The sequence below is a fragment of the Streptomyces sp. NPDC091412 genome, assembly GCF_044756885.1.
Classification (GTDB): Bacteria; Actinomycetota; Actinomycetes; order Streptomycetales; family Streptomycetaceae; genus Streptomyces.
This window is the reverse complement of record NZ_JBIVTV010000006.1, coordinates 111,933-126,834: the sequence shown is the minus strand read 5'-3', so window position 1 is coordinate 126,834 and position 14,902 is coordinate 111,933. Positions and strand designations below refer to the sequence as shown.

Genomic DNA, 14,902 nt, shown 5'->3' with positions numbered 1-14,902 from the left:
CTGGTGGTGGCACCGGCCGGGCCGGTGCGGCACTGTCAGCGCTGGAGGGGGATGGTCGGGCGGGCCGGCGGTTCGGGCGGGAGGCATCGGGGTTCGGCCGCGAGGGAGAAGGCGTCGGCCGGCGGGCGGTGGCGGCAGCCGGGGGTCCTTCCGTGGGCCTCGGCGCGGATGCGCTGTTTCATCGTGGGAGGCAGGGACCGGGTGTGGGGACTGGACAAGGACGTCGTCGTCTGTGCCGGCAGCGGTGCGGTGCTCTTGGGCGCCGTCTCGGGCTGCGGTGCGGCCGAGGCCGCGGAGGCGGTCGTGGTGATGAGTCCGAGCGCCGTGCAGAGCGCGAGGAAGGCGGTGACGATGGCGGTCCACAGCTTCATGACCTTGTGCTGCTCCATGGCCCCTCAATTTCAGGTTGGGCGATTTGCGTACTTTGCTCATCATGTGTATGAGCGAAGCGAAGTGGGGGACCGACGCCCGTGGCGCAGCGATCTTCGGATGAACACCACTCGGATGGGCTCATGAGCGGTGAAAAGGTGTGAAGCCGGGAGGAGGGTGGCCAAAGTCACCGTCCGTGCGGATGCGATCACCCTCCGGTCGAGAGCGGTTTCGTCCGCGTCTATTGCGCTCACGCGCACGGCAGTTGACAGCCGACGCAGGTCACCGATCGGTATCGGCCGGTGTGTATAGTCGGGCGCCAGAGGTCCCCTACGTCAAGGAAAGACGAGGTCGCGCGGTGAAGAAGCTTCTCCTGGTCGCACTGGCCGCCATCGGCGGGCTCCTCGTGTACCGCCAGATCCAGGCGGATCGCGCCGAGCAGGATCTGTGGACGGAGGCGACTGACTCCGTGCCCACGGGTTCGTGAGCACTGATTCCCGAACTGAGCAGGCCCCGACCGCCGTAGCGGTCGGGGTTTTGTGTTGTGGTCCCCCGAACCGGCCGGGCTGCGGGGCCGGGCCCCGTGTTGCGGGGTCGCGGAAGGTGGGGTAGGCGTCGCTCCTGAGGCCGGTGTTGCGCACGTGCCTGGGGAATGCGCGGATGGCGTAGCGGCCCTCGGGGCAGGATGGGCGACGTCCGGAGCGATGGAACGCGAGGGGTGGCGCGGCATGGTACGGCGTGGGGCGGGACGGCAGGCGAGGACAGGGCGCCTCCGGCGCGACCGGCATCCCTCGCACAAGCTCGCCGGGCGCCTGGGCGCGGCCGCGGCGGCGCTGTGCCTCGCGGCGGCCGTCCCCGGCCCGCGCGCGTTCGCGGCCGGTGAACCGGACCCGTACGCCTTCACCGAAGGCGCCCGGTCCGTCACCGGAGCCGCGAGCACCACGGACGCCGCACGCCTCGAGCCCGGCCACACCTACAGGAGTTCCCTGCCGGGCAGCGGCAAGCTCTACTACCGCCTCGACCTGGACGCCACCTCCACCGCCTACGTCTCCGTCACGGCGGTGCCCGGACCCGGCACCACGGTCGCCGCCACCGACGGCCTCAGGATCTCGGTGCAGAGCGCCCAGGGCACCCCCTGCTCCTCGCAGGCTGTTCGCTTCGGCCCGAGCCGCAGTCCGCACCCCATCGCCGCGTGGGGCGCGCGCGAGGTCCCCTCCGGGCGCAGCCTGTGCCAGGGCGCCGGGGCGTACTACGTGCTCGTCGAACGCGTCGGCGCCAAGGGATCCTCGTCCGACGCCTGGCCCCTGGAGCTCGCCGCCTTCTCGGAACCGCCGCTGAAACGCACCGGGGCCACCAGCGCGCCCGAGGCCTGGAACTCCGCCTCGCCCGAACCGGTCACCGGCCAGGCGGTCGAACGGGCCGGCGGCGCCGGGTTCGCCGCGGCGAGCACGGTCGGGCAAGGCGTGTGGCGGACCCGGATCCGGCCCGGCCAGACGCTCTTCTACAAGGTCCCGGTCGACTGGGGACAGCAGCCGAACGCCATCGTCGAGCTGGGCAGTTCCAGCGGTGGCAGCGGCTACGTGAGCGGAGCGCTGACCCTGTCGCTCTACAACCCGGGACGCGGATACGTCGAGGAGGCGTACGCCGGATACACCGGCCGGCAGACGTCCGCCACCCTCGCTCCCCTGCCGCCCGTCGACCACGCCAACCGTCACGGCTTCGCCGACCAGGTCAAGGGGATGCGGTTCGCCGGCCTCCACTACCTGGTCGTGCACCTCGCCGCCCAGACCGCCGACTCCTTCGGCGAGGGGCCCTACGGACTGATCCTGCGTGTGCGGGTGGACGGCACGGCACAGCCGGGGCCGGACTACGCGGGCCGGTCCGAGCCCGGCCGGATCTTCGAGGTCACCGCCCACGACCGGGCCGCTGCGACCCCGGCCGGGGCGGCGGACGGCTCCGCGGCACTCCGGGCGCTCGCCGTCGGCGGGATCGGCGCGGGAACGGTCGTGCTGGCCGTCCTCGGGGTGTGGACCGTGCTTGCCCGGCGCAGGGCCGAAGCCCGGTAGGGCGGCGGGAGGGACGGGAGGGGTGGGAGGGACTGGAAAGTGAGGGGAGGGGCGGGAGGGAATAGGGGGACCGGGACCCGGCCGGGATCGGCCCGGCGGGGTCTCACAGACGGCTCAGTGCCCAGAAGCCGACTGCGTAGCAGGCCAGCGCGAGGAGCAGGAGCGGGACCGCCACTGTCGCGGGTGGGCCCGGGCGGCGCGGGCGCCCGGCGCGGTGGCGTGAGATTCCCCGCCCTGGAACGGGAACCTGCGGGGACTGGGCGGTGTACGAAGCAGTAGAGACATCAGCACGCTGCCGTGGATCGGGGGAGGACAGCACATGGGTGGGGTCGTGAGGGGAGACGTGGACCACGGGCTGGGCCGCGGGTTGGACCGCGGGCTGGAGCGGAGGCTGGACCGGGGGTTGGGTCGCGGGCCGGACCGCGGGTTCGAGCGGCACGTCGCCGGAGGGCGGGGCTGCCGGTGCCCGGGGGACGGCTTGCGGGGGCGCGGTGGGGGGTGGAACAGCCTGTGGGGGAGCGGCCCGGTGCCGTGGGACGTCCCGCTCCGGGGCGGCGGTCCGGGGCGGCGGCAGGTGGAAGCTGCCCGTGTCGGACATGGTGGAGGGCTGGGGTGGTCCGGTCGACGAGCCGCTGCCGTCCGTCCTCGGAGCCGACCCGGTCCCCTCCCGTGGATCGAGGCGCGGGTCCGGCACACCCCCGGTACCGGAAGCGGTACCAGAACCCGAAGCCACGGAGCCGGTACCGGAAGCGGCGGTACCGGCCCCGGTATCGGGAACCACAGACCCGGTGGCCGAACCGGAGGAGGCGGAGGCGGACGCGGCCGTACGCCCGACCGTCACCCCAGGGCTCCGGGTGAGCGGTCCCTCGGGCCCGAACCCCGGTGGCAGCGGGCCGAGTTGGTCGAAGATCTCGATCAGCTCGTCGTCGGGGCCCGGCTCCGGCAGCAGCTCGGCGCACGCGGCGAGGGCCTTGCGCGCACCCGTCGCGGTGCGGAACCTGGCCTGCGGATCGGGTTGCAGCAGAGTGGCCACGACCTGCCACAGCGGCTCGGGAACACCCTGGGGCGCACCGGGAGTTCCGTGCTCCGCGAAGTACTCCACGAGTGCCCTGGCGTCCGGCTTGGCGCCCTGGAGCAGATAGAGGGCGACCAGACCGGTAGCGAACAGGTCGGCGGGGAAGTCCGGTTCGGCGCCCATCATCTGCTCGGGAGCGAGGTAACCCGGTGTCCCCACCACCAGGTTGGTCTCCGTCAGCCGCGGTTCGCCCAGCCGCATCGCGATGCCGAAGTCCGACAGCCGCAGCCTGGGCCGGCCGGTCCCGGTGGCCTCCAGCAGGATGTTCGCGGGCTTGATGTCGCGGTGCACGACACCTTCCGCGTGCACCGCGGCGAGGCCGGAGAGCAACTGGTCGAGCAGGGCGCGGACGAACGCCGGGGGCAGCGGGCCGTAGTCCCCGACCAGGTGGACGAGCGAGCCGCCGGCCACCAGATCCATCGTGAACAGGACCTTGTCGTCGTCGGCGGCCCAGCTGGCCGGTGCGAGCACATGGGGGTGATCGATCCGCAGCGCCTGCTCCCGCACGAAGCGCAGCAGCGAGTGCGCGTCGCGCTGCTGGAGGACCTTGGCGGCCACGTACCGGCGACGGCGGTGGTCCCAGGCCCGCCAGACCGCGCCGACTCCCCCGCGTCCGACCGGGTCGGCCAGCTCGTACCGGCCGGCGAAGACCTCACCCATGGCTGTGCGTCGCTCCTCCCCCTGCGGTTGCCCCCCTCGCATCCCCCTCGACGCGCGATATGACCCCCGCGGCGTCAGTTCTGGTGGGACTGGTAGTGCGTGACCGCGTCCGAGGTGCGGCCGGCGCCGTACACCCGGAGGAATTCCGCCAGTTCGGGGTGGGTCGGGGCGAGGGTGTTCGCGGCATCGATGATGTCACCGGCCGCCGCGACCGAGCGGAGCAGCGACTGGATCTCGCGGACCACCCGCTTGACCGTCGGCGCCCCTGAAGTGCTCGTCGTCTGCGTGGTGTTGTTGAGCACCGAGCCGCCCTGCGACCGCTTGATCTCCTCCATGCGCTCGGTCGCCTCGGCCGCGCTGACGCTGCCGTCCGCCACCTGGCCCGCCAGGTCCTGGAGCAGCTGCACCCGCTGGACCACCGCAGGGTTGCCGATCTTCGCGCGCTGGCCGCTCATCAGCTGCGACAGCATCGGGGCGGACAGTCCCAGTACCCCCGCCAGTCGGGCCTGGTTGAGCCCGAGGTCGTCTATGAGCTTGCGGAAGAGCGCCCCCAACGGCTCCCCGTACCAGTTCCGCTGCAGTTCCCGCGCTCTTGCGGTGGCTTCCTGCTGTGCGGCGTCCATTGCGTCTCCCCATCGCTGCCCCAAGTACTGCGGTTCGCTGTAGCGAACCACGCGGAGCATCTTACGGAGAGTGGTCGGCCGCGGGGAGCCCCCATCTTTTTGCGAGATCCGGGGGGTCACCCGGTACTCTGGTCTGCGGCACCGACCGGTGAGCGGATCTTCCGGCCGGATGCTGTCGTCCGGGGCCTTAGCTCAGTTGGTAGAGCGCTGTCTTTGCATGGCAGATGTCAGGGGTTCGACTCCCCTAGGCTCCACCGGTGAAATGCCCTCTGACCTGCGGAGACGCAGTGTCAGGGGGCGTTTTTCGTGCCGCACGCGGTGCGCCCGGGCAGGCCGTCGGCGTGTGCGCGTTTGTCCGTCCGCCTTCGGAGCGCGCCCCGACACCTCCGGGCAGGGGTCCCTCGGCTACGCCGGGAGTTCCTCCACGTAGCGCTTCGCGAGGAGGAGCGGGACGTACGGGTAGGTCTGCCGTACCACCTTGATGGCGACGACATCGCCCTGTTCCCTGCGCACCCGCTGGATCTTCTCCTCGTCGACCTGGCTCCGGAACCCTTCGAAGGACCCATAGCGCTCCCAGAAAGCCTTCTTGCGCTTTTTCGAGGCACGGTCGCCGACGACTGCCAACGCCACCATGACGCCGATGGCCATGGGTGCCGTGATTCCGTCGAGCATGGTCCCCCTTCGATCCCTGTTGGTGCCTCAGGCAACCTCAACCTACCCGCTCGCGGACCGGGAACCACGTGCACGCGACAAAAGCCCGCCTGACCTGTGGAAACAGCGGTCGGGCGGGCTCTTCCGTCGCCGGCGGTCAGCCCTGTTCGTCGCGGTCCGCCGCTTCCTCGGCCTCCTTCGCCTGGACCTCGGGGTCCAGCACGGACTGGCCGGTGCCGTCCACGGACGTCAGCCGGCCCGAATCGGGTACCTCGGTCGCGGCCGGCGGTTCCACCAGCCAGTCGGGGTTGGCCTGCTTGTCCCACCACTTCCAGGCGGCGAAGGCACCGCCGGCGAGCGTGCCCGCCAGCGCGAGCAGCTTCACGACGCGCCCGGCCCGCGCCCGCCGCTGCTGTGTGCGGGCCAGCTTCTGGATCTTCCGGGCCGGGACCTGACCGCGCAGCGCCACCAGCGCGGCGGCACCGCGCGCGGCGGCCTCGTCCGCGACCGGCCCCGCCACGGCCATCGCCTGCTCGATCCGCGGCCGGGAGTACTCGGCGGCCTGCCGCGCGGCCCGGCGCGTCCGCTCGGCGGCCTCCTGGGCGGCCTGGTCGACCTTGGGCGGCACATGGGCCATGGCCTGCGTACGGGCTTGCTCCAGCCGGGGTGCGACATGGGCGCCGTACTGGACGCGGGCCTGGTCGGCGGCCAGCGTCACCTTCGGCGCGAGCCGTACGCGTGCCTCGTGTGCGTAGTGCGCGGCCCTTTCCCTGGCCGTGTCGGCGTAGGGCGCCACCACTTCCGCGGCGTGCAGCACGCTGTCCCTCGCCGAGCCGGTCGCGGCGCGCACGCTGTCGATGCGGGTCACGGGTTCCTCCTCCTCGGTGGCGTACGGTAATTCGACTTTCCACCCTTTTACGGATCATGCCTGCCAACGGGCCCGGCGGCATGTGCGAACGGGCATCCGGGTCACGGGTGACGACCGCGGTCACCGCGGTGGCCCTGCCGATCGGGAGTCCGCCGGGAGACGATCACGTGCGATAGGGGATGAATACGGAGCAACAGGAGCTTGTCGTCGACAATGCCACGGATCGCCGTGCCGCGCTCCCGTCCGGGAGGACTCGCCCGGTTTTCCGCAACCGAATCCGGCGGATCTCCCCCGGGAAGCGACCGCTGGGCGACGCACGGCGCGGGCCGTGCGAGGATCGGGGAGTCACAGGAAGACAACGGAAGGCAGATCGTGGCTGAGCAGCTCTACGCCACCCTGAAGACCAACCACGGCGACATCGAGGTCCGGCTCCTGCCGAACCACGCTCCCGAGACGGTCCGGAACTTTGTCGAACTCGCCCAGGGCGAGCGCGAGTGGACCCACCCCGCCACCGGAGAGAAGTCCTCGGCGAAGCTCTACGACGGCACGGTCTTCCACCGGGTGATCAGCGGTTTCATGATCCAGGGCGGTGACCCGCTGGGCAACGGCACCGGCGGTCCCGGCTACCAGTTCAAGGACGAGTTCCACCCGGACCTCTCCTTCGACAAGCCCTACCTGCTGGCGATGGCCAACGCGGGCCCGGGCACCAACGGCTCGCAGTTCTTCATCACCGTCGCCCCGACGTCCTGGCTGAACCGCAAGCACACCATCTTCGGCGAGGTCACCGGCGCGGCCAGCCAGAAGGTCGTGGACTCCATCGCGACCGCGCAGACCAACCCGCGCACCGACCGCCCGCTCAACGACGTCGTCATCGAGTCGGTCGTCGTCGAGACCCGCGAAGGCTGAGTGAAGGGCCCGTCCCGACACCTCCCCCAGGGAACCAAACGCCCCGCTTGTCCGTAAGGATGGGCGGGGCGGTGCATTGCCAGCGAGCAGCCGCAGCCGTGCTCCGCGCAGGACGAATCGAGGGGAACCCCATGGACCAGGCACCAGGCAGCCCGCAGGGCCCGGCGGGCCAGGACCCGGCGGACCACGGCCCGCCGGATGCCCACCGCCTGCCCACCTGCTATCGCCATCCGGGCCGCGAGACCGGTATCCGCTGCGCCCGCTGCGACCGGGCGATCTGTCCCGAGTGCATGGTCGACGCCTCGGTGGGCTTCCAGTGCCCGGACTGCGTCCGCGGCGGCTCCGGCACCGGCCACCCGCCCGCGGCGTCGCGGCCCCGCACGCTGGCCGGCGGCACCATGACAGCCGACCCCCGCCTGCTCACCAAGATCCTCATCGGGATCAACATCGCGGTGTTCATCGCGGTCAGCGCCGACTCGTCGCTCCTGGGCGACCTGGTCCTGATCGGTGCCTGGCCGCCGGCTCCCTTCACCCCCACCGCGGGTGTCGCGGACGGCGAGTGGTACCGCCTGGTGACCTCGATGTTCACGCACCAGGAGATCTGGCACATCGGCTTCAACATGCTGAGCCTGTGGTGGCTGGGCGGCCCCCTGGAGGCGGCCCTGGGCAGGCTGCGCTATCTGTCGCTCTACTTCGTCTCCGGGCTCGCGGGCGGAGCGCTGACGTACCTGCTGGCCTCGCCCAGTCAGGCCACGCTCGGCGCCTCGGGCGCCATCTTCGGACTGTTCGGCGCCACCGCGGTGCTGATGCGCCGGCTCAACTACGACATGCGGCCGATCATCGTCCTGCTGGTGATCAACCTGATCTTCACCTTCAGCTGGAGCGGCATCGCCTGGCAGGCGCACATCGGCGGTCTGGTCGCCGGTGTGGTGGTGGGGTACGCGATGGTGCACGCCCCGCGTGAGCGACGGGACCTGGTGCAGTACGGCACCTGTGCGCTGGTGCTGGTGGTCGTCGTCGTGTTGACGCTGCTCAGAACGGTTCAGCTCACCTGAGAGCGCCTGTTGTCCACAGTTGGTGTCCGATCTTGTGCATAGCGTGCGGGAACACGTGTGCCCCCTGCCATCGACTTGTGTTGTCGCAGGTCAGGCAGGGGGCGTGCGTACTTTGGATGAGCGCTGTGACAGTCGTACCGGTGTCAACGGCGCACTGGTTATCCACAGATCATCAGCGTTTTCCCCAGGCCGCATGTGGAAATTCCTCCGGCCTGTGGATAACTCAGCGGATACCCGTGGGCAGAGCTGTGTTCACCGGGAGGCCGACGTCACTTCCACTGCGTGGAGACGGCGAATCCGGCCGCGATGAAGCCGAAGCCCACGACGATGTTCACGTTGCCCAGGGCGTGGATGGGCAGGGAGCCGTCGGTCACATAGAAGACGACGATCCAGGCCAGGCCGATGAGGAAGAGCGCCAGCATGACGGGCGCCACCCAGCCGCGGCCCTCGAGCTTGATACTCGTGGCCTGCTTGGCCGGCGGTGGCGTGTAGTCGGCCTTCTTGCGGATACGTGACTTCGGCACGAGGGTCTCTCCTGTCGATGCGCTGGTGGCCGCGCAGGGAACTGGGCTGGCTCCGGAGCAGCGTACAAGGGCACACTGAGCACTCCCCCGGACGTCCGTTAGCGTAGTGCTTCCGCGGCGCCGAAGGAGATAAGGGTACGTTGAGCAATTCTGCCGACTTCCCGGGGACGGGTGCCGGCCCGGACCGCACGCGCCGCCCGAGGCCCGTGCGGATCATGACCGTGGCCGTCTTCGCACTCGCCGGGTTGATCTTCTTCACCAGTTTCAACACGGCCAAGGGCACCAACATCCGCACGGACGCGTCCCTTCTGAAGCTGTCCGACCTCGTCCAGGAGCGCAGCCGGAAGAACAAGGAGCTGGACGAGTCCAACGCCGCCCTGCGCGCCGACATCGAGTCCCTCGCCGCGCGCGACGACGGCGGCAAGCCCCAGGACGGCAGGCTGACCGGCCTGGAGAAGAGCGCGGGCACCCAGAAGCTCACGGGCAAGGCGATCACGGTCACGCTCGACGACGCCCCGCCCGACGCCACCGCGAAGCTCCCCGGCTACCCCGAGCCGCAGCCCGACTACCTGGTGATCCACCAGCAGGACCTTCAGGCCGTGGTCAACGCGCTGTGGAAGGGCGGCGCCCAGGGCATCAAGGTGATGGACCAGCGGCTGATCTCCACCAGCGCGGTGCGCTGCGTGGGCAACACGCTGATCCTCCAGGGCCGCGTCTACTCGCCGCCGTACAAGATCACGGCGGTCGGTGATCCGGGGAAGCTCCAGAAGGCGCTCGCGGGCTCCCCGGCGATCCAGAACTACATGGTGTACGTCAACGTCTACGGCCTCGGCTGGAAGGTCACCGACGACGGAACGGTGACGCTGCCCGGCTACTCCGGCACGGTGGACCTGCACCACGCGCAGCCCGTGAAGTAGGCACGGACGCCAGGGCGCCGGCACCCCGGTGCGGGCGCCCCGGCCCCGTACTGGTGATCGGAACGGCCTGATTCGCGTATCGGATCGACAAAGGGCCGTACAAAACCGTGTCCGCGATCGTTGAGGTGATCGACGCTGTGCCACGTACGTCCGGTCGCACGCGGTTTTCGCACAGCTGGCGGAGGCCGGGAAACCTCGGGCGCCGCGCCGTTAGTCTGGTGGCGCACGGCGTGAATCTGGTGCCGTGGGAGACGGAAGGGACGGCATGTACGGCTGGATCTGGCGGCATCTGCCGGGGAACGCGTGGGTGAAGGCGCTGATCTCACTGGTGCTGGTCCTGGCCGTGGTCTACGCCCTGTTCCAGTACGTCTTCCCGTGGGCCGAACCGCTGCTTCCCTTCAACGATGTGACGGTGGACAACCAGTGAGTGCGCGGATTCTCGTCGTCGACAACTACGACAGCTTCGTCTTCAACCTGGTCCAGTACCTGTACCAGCTGGGGGCCGAGTGCGAGGTGCTGCGCAACGACGAGGTGTCGACGGCGCACGCGCAGGACGGCTTCGACGGCGTGCTGCTCTCGCCGGGGCCGGGCACGCCCGAGCAGGCCGGCATCTGCGTGGAGATGGTCCGGCACTGCGCCGCGACCGGCGTTCCCGTCTTCGGCGTGTGCCTGGGCATGCAGTCGATGCAGGTGGCCTACGGCGGCGTGGTGGACCGCGCGCCCGAGCTGCTGCACGGCAAGACCTCGCTGGTGGAGCACGAGGGCACGGGCGTCTTCGCGGGCCTGCCCTCCCCCTTCACGGCGACCCGCTACCACTCCCTGGCCGCCGAGCCGGCGACCGTGCCCGACGAGTTGGTGGTCACGGCGCGCACGCACGACGGCATCATCATGGGCCTGCGGCACCGTGAACTTCCCGTCGAGGGCGTGCAGTTCCATCCCGAGTCGGTGCTGACCGAGCACGGGCACCGGATGCTGGCCAACTGGCTGGCGGAGTGCGGCGACAAGGAGGCCGTGGCGAGGTCGGCGGGGCTCGCCCCGGTGGTGGGCAGGGCCACGGCGTGACCGCGCTGCGCCCCGAGCGCGAGACGGACACCTCGTACGGGCAGCAGTCGTACGGGGGGCCGGACGCGTTCGAGGAGTGGTACGGCGGCGGGGCGCAGGGCACGCCCCAGGACCCCTACGCGGCGTCCTACGGCTCTCCCGGGGCGGCGCCCCAGCAGAGCGCGCCCCAGCAGCACGCGGAGCCTCAGCAGAGCGCTGCGGGGGTGCCGTACGGGCCCGCGGGTGACGCGACGGCCCATCTGCCCCCCGTCGACGACGAGACGATGGCGCTGCGGATCCCGGATCCGCCGCCTGACGCGTCTTCCGCCGTGCGGGCCCCCGCACCCCCACCGGGTGGGCGCGCGGCCCGCAGAAAGGCCGCCAGGCGCCGTCACGGCCGTGCTGGGGCCGAGGCGGGCGCGCCCTCGGAGGAGGACGGCCCGGCCGACCGGGCGTCCGCGCCGCTGTCCCGCGTGGAGGCGCGCCGGCAGGCGCGGGCACGCCGGGCGAGCCCGGCCGTGATCGCCAGCCGGGTCATCGGCGAGATGTTCATCACCACCGGTGTGGTGATGCTGCTCTTCGTCACCTACCAGTTGTGGTGGACGAACGTCCGGGCGCACGCGCAGGCGGGCAGTGAGGCGCACCAGTTGCAGGACGACTGGGCGAGCGGCAAGCGCAACCCCGGGACGTTCGAGCCGGGGCAGGGATTCGCCCTCCTGCACATCCCGAAGCTGGACGTGGTGGTGCCCATCGCGGAGGGCACCAGCAAGCCGAAGGTGCTGGACAAGGGCATGGTCGGGCACTACGGGCAGGGCGACCTCAACACGGCGATGCCGGACGCGAAGTCGGGCAACTTCGGGCTCGCGGGCCACCGCAACACGCACGGTGAGCCGTTCCGCTACATCAACAAGCTCTCGCCGGGCGACGCGATCGTCGTGGAGACGCAGGACACGTACTTCGTCTACAAGATGGCGTCGATTCTGCCGGTGACCTCGCCGGCCAACATCAGTGTCCTCGATCCCGTCCCGAAGGGATCGGGCTTCACCGGGCCCGGCCGCTACATCACGCTGACCACCTGCACACCGGAGTTCACCAGCAAGTACCGGATGATCGTCTGGGGCAAGATGGTCGAGGAACGGCCGCGCAGCAAGGGCAAGCCGGATGCGCTCGTCAGTTAAAGGGCGGAAGAACAGTGGCAGCGACCACGGACGACACGGCAGGGCACACCGACGGCCGCGAAGGGCACGGTGACGCGTCGGGCCCCGGCCGGGCGCGGCGCCGCCGGGGTACCGGCCCGCTGGCCCTCGCCGTCAGCGTCTTCGGTGAACTCCTCATCACGGCGGGTCTGGTCCTCGGCCTGTTCGTCGTCTACTCCCTGTGGTGGACGAACGTCCTGGCGGACCGCAAGGCCGGCCAGGAGGGCGGCAAGGTCCGCGACGAGTGGGCCCAGTCCGTGGAGGGTGGCCCCGGAGCGCTGGACACCAAGGACGGCATCGGCTTCCTGCACGTGCCGTCCATGCACAACGGCGAGGTCCTGATCAGGAAGGGCACGTCGGCCGAGGTGCTGAACGACGGCGTGGCCGGTTACTACGTGGACCCCGCCAAGGCGACCCTGCCGACGTCCGGCAAGTCCGGCAACTTCACCCTCGCCGCCCACCGGGACGGTCACGGCGCGAAGTTCCACAACATCGACAAGGTGCGGGTGGGCGATCCGGTCGTCTTCGAGACCAAGGACACGTGGTACGTCTACAAGGTCTACGACATCCTCCCCGAGACGTCGAAGTACAACGTCCAGGTCCTGTCCTCGGTCCCCGAGGAGTCGGGCGTCAAGAAGCCCGGCCACTACATCACCCTGACGACCTGCACACCGGTGTACACCTCGCGCTACCGCTACGTGGTCTGGGGCGAACTGGTCCGCACGGAAAAGGTGGATGCCAAGCGGACTCCGCCGACGGAACTGCGGTGAGGTGATCGGTACGACGGAGCCCCGGTTCCCCTCCTGCGAGGGGAACCGGGGCTCTGAGCGTCAGGGGCGGGGTCAGCCGCCGAAGAAGCCGCCGTTGCCGTTCCCGTTGTTGCCACCGCCGCCGAAGGTCGTCAGCGTGATCGGCGTGTTGGGGTCGTCGACCTCTTGGCCCTCGTTCGGGTCCTGCCTGACGACAAACGCGTTGTCGTCCTGGCTGCTTCCCTCGGCGAACTGGATGTTGGTGAAGCCGTTCTGCGCCAGAACCTGCTTGGCATCCCCCAGACGCATGCCCTGAACCTTCGGCACCCGTGTCTTCTGCTGCTGGAGCTTGCCGATGTTGATGGTCACCTTGGAGTTCTTGTCGACCGACTGGTTGGGGCCCGGAACGGTTGAAATGACCTTGTTGTCCTGATTGGGGTCGTTCACGGGGCTTTCGACGCACTCGCCCTGGAGGTTGTTCTCCCGCATCCGGGCCAGGGCATCGTCGCAGGTCGCGTTGGTGACATCAGGGACCGTCGACTTCGCTACCGGCTTGGCGACCGTGAGGGTGATGGTGGAGCCCTTCTCCAGCTCCGTGTCGCCCTCGGGGTCCTGGCTGATGACCACGTCGGGGGTCTGGTCGGACTCCTGGGTCTTCTTCTCGACCGCGAAGCCCCTGTCCTTCAGTTGGGACTGCGCCTTCTCGAAGGTCACGCCGCGGACATCGGGAACCGTCACCTTCGGCGCCCCGGTGGACAGCACCAGGTTGACCGTGTCGCCCTTCTTGACCTCGCCGTCCTTGGGGTCCTGTGAGCAGACCTTGCCCTTGGGCTGGTCCTCGCAGGTGTCCTGGGTGAAGGCCACTTCGACGCTGCCGTTCAGGGCCATTTTCTCGGCGGCGACCTTCGTTTGGCCGACGAAGTTGGGCACGGGCACCGTGTCGTTGTTGGCGCCCTTCCCGCCGAAGGCGTACATGCCGATGAAGATCGCGCCGACGAGGACCAGAAGGCCGGCGACGATCAGCAGGATCGTCGAGGTGTTGGACTTCTTCTGACGGCGCCGGTCGGGGCGGTCGTCGTAGCCGAAGCCGCCGTCGTCCGGATTCATGGGCGGCAGCATCGTCGTCGCGGCCGCGGGGCCGGCGTCGGGGCGCAGCGCGGTGGTCGGCTGGTCGTCGGGATAGGCGCCGTAGCCGACGGAGCCCATGGCCGCCGTGGCCGCGACCGGCTGGCCGTCGAGGCAGGCCTCGATGTCGGCGCGCATCTCGTCGGCGGACTGGTAGCGGTAGTCGGGGTCCTTGACCAGCGCCCGCATCACGATCGCGTCCATCTCGGGCGTGATCTCCGGGTCGAAGACGCTCGGCGGCTGCGCCTCCTCGCGGACGTGCTGGTAGGCCACCGCGACCGGGGAGTCGCCCACGAAGGGCGGGCGGACCGTCAGCAGCTCGTAGAGCAGGCAACCCGTCGAGTACAGGTCCGAGCGCGCGTCGACCTGCTCGCCTTTGGCCTGCTCGGGAGACAGGTACTGGGCGGTGCCGATGACGGCCGCGGTCTGGGTCATGGTCATGCCGGAGTCACCCATGGCGCGGGCGATGCCGAAGTCCATGACCTTGACCTGGCCGTTGCGGGTCAGCATGACGTTGGCCGGCTTGATGTCGCGGTGGACGATGCCGCTGCGGTGGGCGTACTCCAGGCCCTGGAGGATGCCGATGGTCATCTCCATGGACCGCTCGGGCAGCAGCTTGCGGCCGCTGTGCAGCAGTTCACGGAGCGTGGAGCCGTCGACGTACTCCATCACGATGTACGGGATCGAGACCCCGTCGATGTAGTCCTCGCCCGTGTCGTAGACCGCGACGATCGCGGGATGGTTGAGCGAGGCGGCCGACTGGGCCTCCCGGCGGAACCGGGCCTGGAAGGAAGGGTCGCGCGCCAGGTCGGCGCGCAGCGTCTTCACCGCCACGGTGCGTCCCAGCCGGGTGTCATGTGCGAGGTACACCTCCGCCATGCCACCACGGCCGAGCACATGGCCCAGCTCGTACCGGCCGCCGAGGCGACGCGGCTCTTCCATAGCTACCTACCAGCCCTCTCCGTCGGTCCCGACCGGCACCGCTTGTGCCGCCGGAGGCTGCTGTCCGGGCCTACCGTACCCGGCTCGCTCTGTGTGACCTGGCCAAGCCCGTCACCCGATACAGGACCGGTATCG

Annotated in this window: 15 protein-coding genes, 1 tRNA gene and 1 pseudogene; 10 read left to right on the top strand and 7 right to left on the bottom strand. The window is 70.2% G+C overall.

Annotation, left to right across the window (positions count from 1 at the left end):
* Positions 1-35 precede the first annotated feature (35 nt).
* The gene (locus ACIQMV_RS17640; protein WP_402593665.1) at positions 36-389 is read right to left on the bottom strand and encodes a DUF6344 domain-containing protein; all 354 of its coding nucleotides are present in this window, start codon (positions 387-389) and stop codon (positions 36-38) included.
* 338 nt (positions 390-727) lie between these two features.
* On the opposite strand from ACIQMV_RS17640, the gene ACIQMV_RS17635 reads away from it, so the two are divergent.
* On the top strand, positions 728-856 hold the full coding sequence (locus ACIQMV_RS17635; RefSeq protein WP_003999697.1) for a DLW-39 family protein: 129 nt from the start codon (positions 728-730) through the stop codon (positions 854-856).
* 241 nt (positions 857-1,097) lie between these two features.
* Positions 1,098-2,435 carry a hypothetical protein gene (locus ACIQMV_RS17630; protein ID WP_402593663.1) on the top strand — a complete coding sequence of 446 codons (1,338 nt, stop codon included), beginning with the start codon at positions 1,098-1,100 and terminating at the stop codon, positions 2,433-2,435.
* Positions 2,436-2,538: 103 nt separating this feature from the next.
* Here the strand turns inward: ACIQMV_RS17630 and ACIQMV_RS17625 are convergent, their stop codons facing one another.
* Together ACIQMV_RS17625 and ACIQMV_RS17620 are read right to left on the bottom strand one after the other, a co-directional pair.
* Positions 2,539-4,170 (bottom strand): serine/threonine-protein kinase, encoded by a 1,632-nt coding sequence (locus tag ACIQMV_RS17625; protein ID WP_402593661.1) that lies wholly within the window; start codon positions 4,168-4,170, stop codon positions 2,539-2,541.
* Positions 4,171-4,244: 74 nt separating this feature from the next.
* Entirely contained in the window at positions 4,245-4,793 is a 549-nt protein-coding gene (locus ACIQMV_RS17620) for a helix-turn-helix domain-containing protein (RefSeq protein WP_402593659.1), read from the bottom strand.
* Between the two features lie 181 nt (positions 4,794-4,974).
* Between ACIQMV_RS17620 and ACIQMV_RS17615 the strand changes: the two genes are divergently transcribed.
* Positions 4,975-5,047 (top strand) — tRNA-Ala (locus tag ACIQMV_RS17615).
* A gap of 151 nt (positions 5,048-5,198) precedes the next feature.
* Here ACIQMV_RS17615 and ACIQMV_RS17610 read toward each other — a convergent pair.
* Both ACIQMV_RS17610 and ACIQMV_RS17605 read right to left on the bottom strand, forming a co-directional pair.
* The gene (locus ACIQMV_RS17610) at positions 5,199-5,465 is read right to left on the bottom strand and encodes a hypothetical protein (RefSeq protein WP_141359840.1); all 267 of its coding nucleotides are present in this window, start codon (positions 5,463-5,465) and stop codon (positions 5,199-5,201) included.
* 136 nt (positions 5,466-5,601) lie between these two features.
* Complete coding sequence (locus tag ACIQMV_RS17605) at positions 5,602-6,312, bottom strand: DUF5324 family protein (protein ID WP_141359839.1); 711 nt, start codon at positions 6,310-6,312, stop codon at positions 5,602-5,604.
* A 372-nt stretch (positions 6,313-6,684) separates the two neighbouring features.
* On the opposite strand from ACIQMV_RS17605, the gene ACIQMV_RS17600 reads away from it, so the two are divergent.
* Positions 6,685-7,218, top strand: coding sequence for a peptidylprolyl isomerase (locus ACIQMV_RS17600; RefSeq protein ID WP_141359838.1), 534 nt, complete (start codon positions 6,685-6,687; stop codon positions 7,216-7,218).
* A gap of 131 nt (positions 7,219-7,349) precedes the next feature.
* Positions 7,350-8,273 (top strand): rhomboid family intramembrane serine protease, encoded by a 924-nt coding sequence (locus tag ACIQMV_RS17595; protein ID WP_141359837.1) that lies wholly within the window; start codon positions 7,350-7,352, stop codon positions 8,271-8,273.
* A 269-nt stretch (positions 8,274-8,542) separates the two neighbouring features.
* Here the strand turns inward: ACIQMV_RS17595 and crgA are convergent, their stop codons facing one another.
* On the bottom strand, positions 8,543-8,797 hold the full coding sequence (gene crgA, locus ACIQMV_RS17590) for a cell division protein CrgA (RefSeq protein ID WP_402593656.1): 255 nt from the start codon (positions 8,795-8,797) through the stop codon (positions 8,543-8,545).
* A 140-nt stretch (positions 8,798-8,937) separates the two neighbouring features.
* Between crgA and ACIQMV_RS17585 the strand changes: the two genes are divergently transcribed.
* The 5 genes and pseudogenes from ACIQMV_RS17585 (at position 8,938) to ACIQMV_RS17565 (ending at position 12,721) form a co-directional block, all read left to right on the top strand.
* Complete coding sequence (locus tag ACIQMV_RS17585) at positions 8,938-9,714, top strand: DUF881 domain-containing protein (protein WP_402593654.1); 777 nt, start codon at positions 8,938-8,940, stop codon at positions 9,712-9,714.
* Between the two features lie 230 nt (positions 9,715-9,944).
* Positions 9,945-10,141, top strand: a pseudogene (locus ACIQMV_RS17580) (hypothetical protein).
* Positions 10,138-10,776 carry an aminodeoxychorismate/anthranilate synthase component II gene (locus tag ACIQMV_RS17575; protein ID WP_141359834.1) on the top strand — a complete coding sequence of 213 codons (639 nt, stop codon included), beginning with the start codon at positions 10,138-10,140 and terminating at the stop codon, positions 10,774-10,776. Before ACIQMV_RS17580 ends, ACIQMV_RS17575 begins: the two are co-directional and overlap by 4 nt.
* Positions 10,773-11,933, top strand: a complete 1,161-nt coding sequence (locus ACIQMV_RS17570; RefSeq protein ID WP_402593652.1) for a class E sortase — start codon at positions 10,773-10,775, stop codon at positions 11,931-11,933. Before ACIQMV_RS17575 ends, ACIQMV_RS17570 begins: the two co-directional genes overlap by 4 nt.
* A 14-nt stretch (positions 11,934-11,947) precedes the next feature.
* The gene (locus ACIQMV_RS17565) at positions 11,948-12,721 is read left to right on the top strand and encodes a class E sortase (protein ID WP_402593650.1); all 774 of its coding nucleotides are present in this window, start codon (positions 11,948-11,950) and stop codon (positions 12,719-12,721) included.
* 72 nt (positions 12,722-12,793) lie between these two features.
* Here ACIQMV_RS17565 and pknB read toward each other — a convergent pair whose 3' ends face one another.
* The gene (gene pknB / locus ACIQMV_RS17560; protein WP_402593649.1) at positions 12,794-14,767 is read right to left on the bottom strand and encodes a Stk1 family PASTA domain-containing Ser/Thr kinase; all 1,974 of its coding nucleotides are present in this window, start codon (positions 14,765-14,767) and stop codon (positions 12,794-12,796) included.
* Positions 14,768-14,902: the final 135 nt, after the last annotated feature.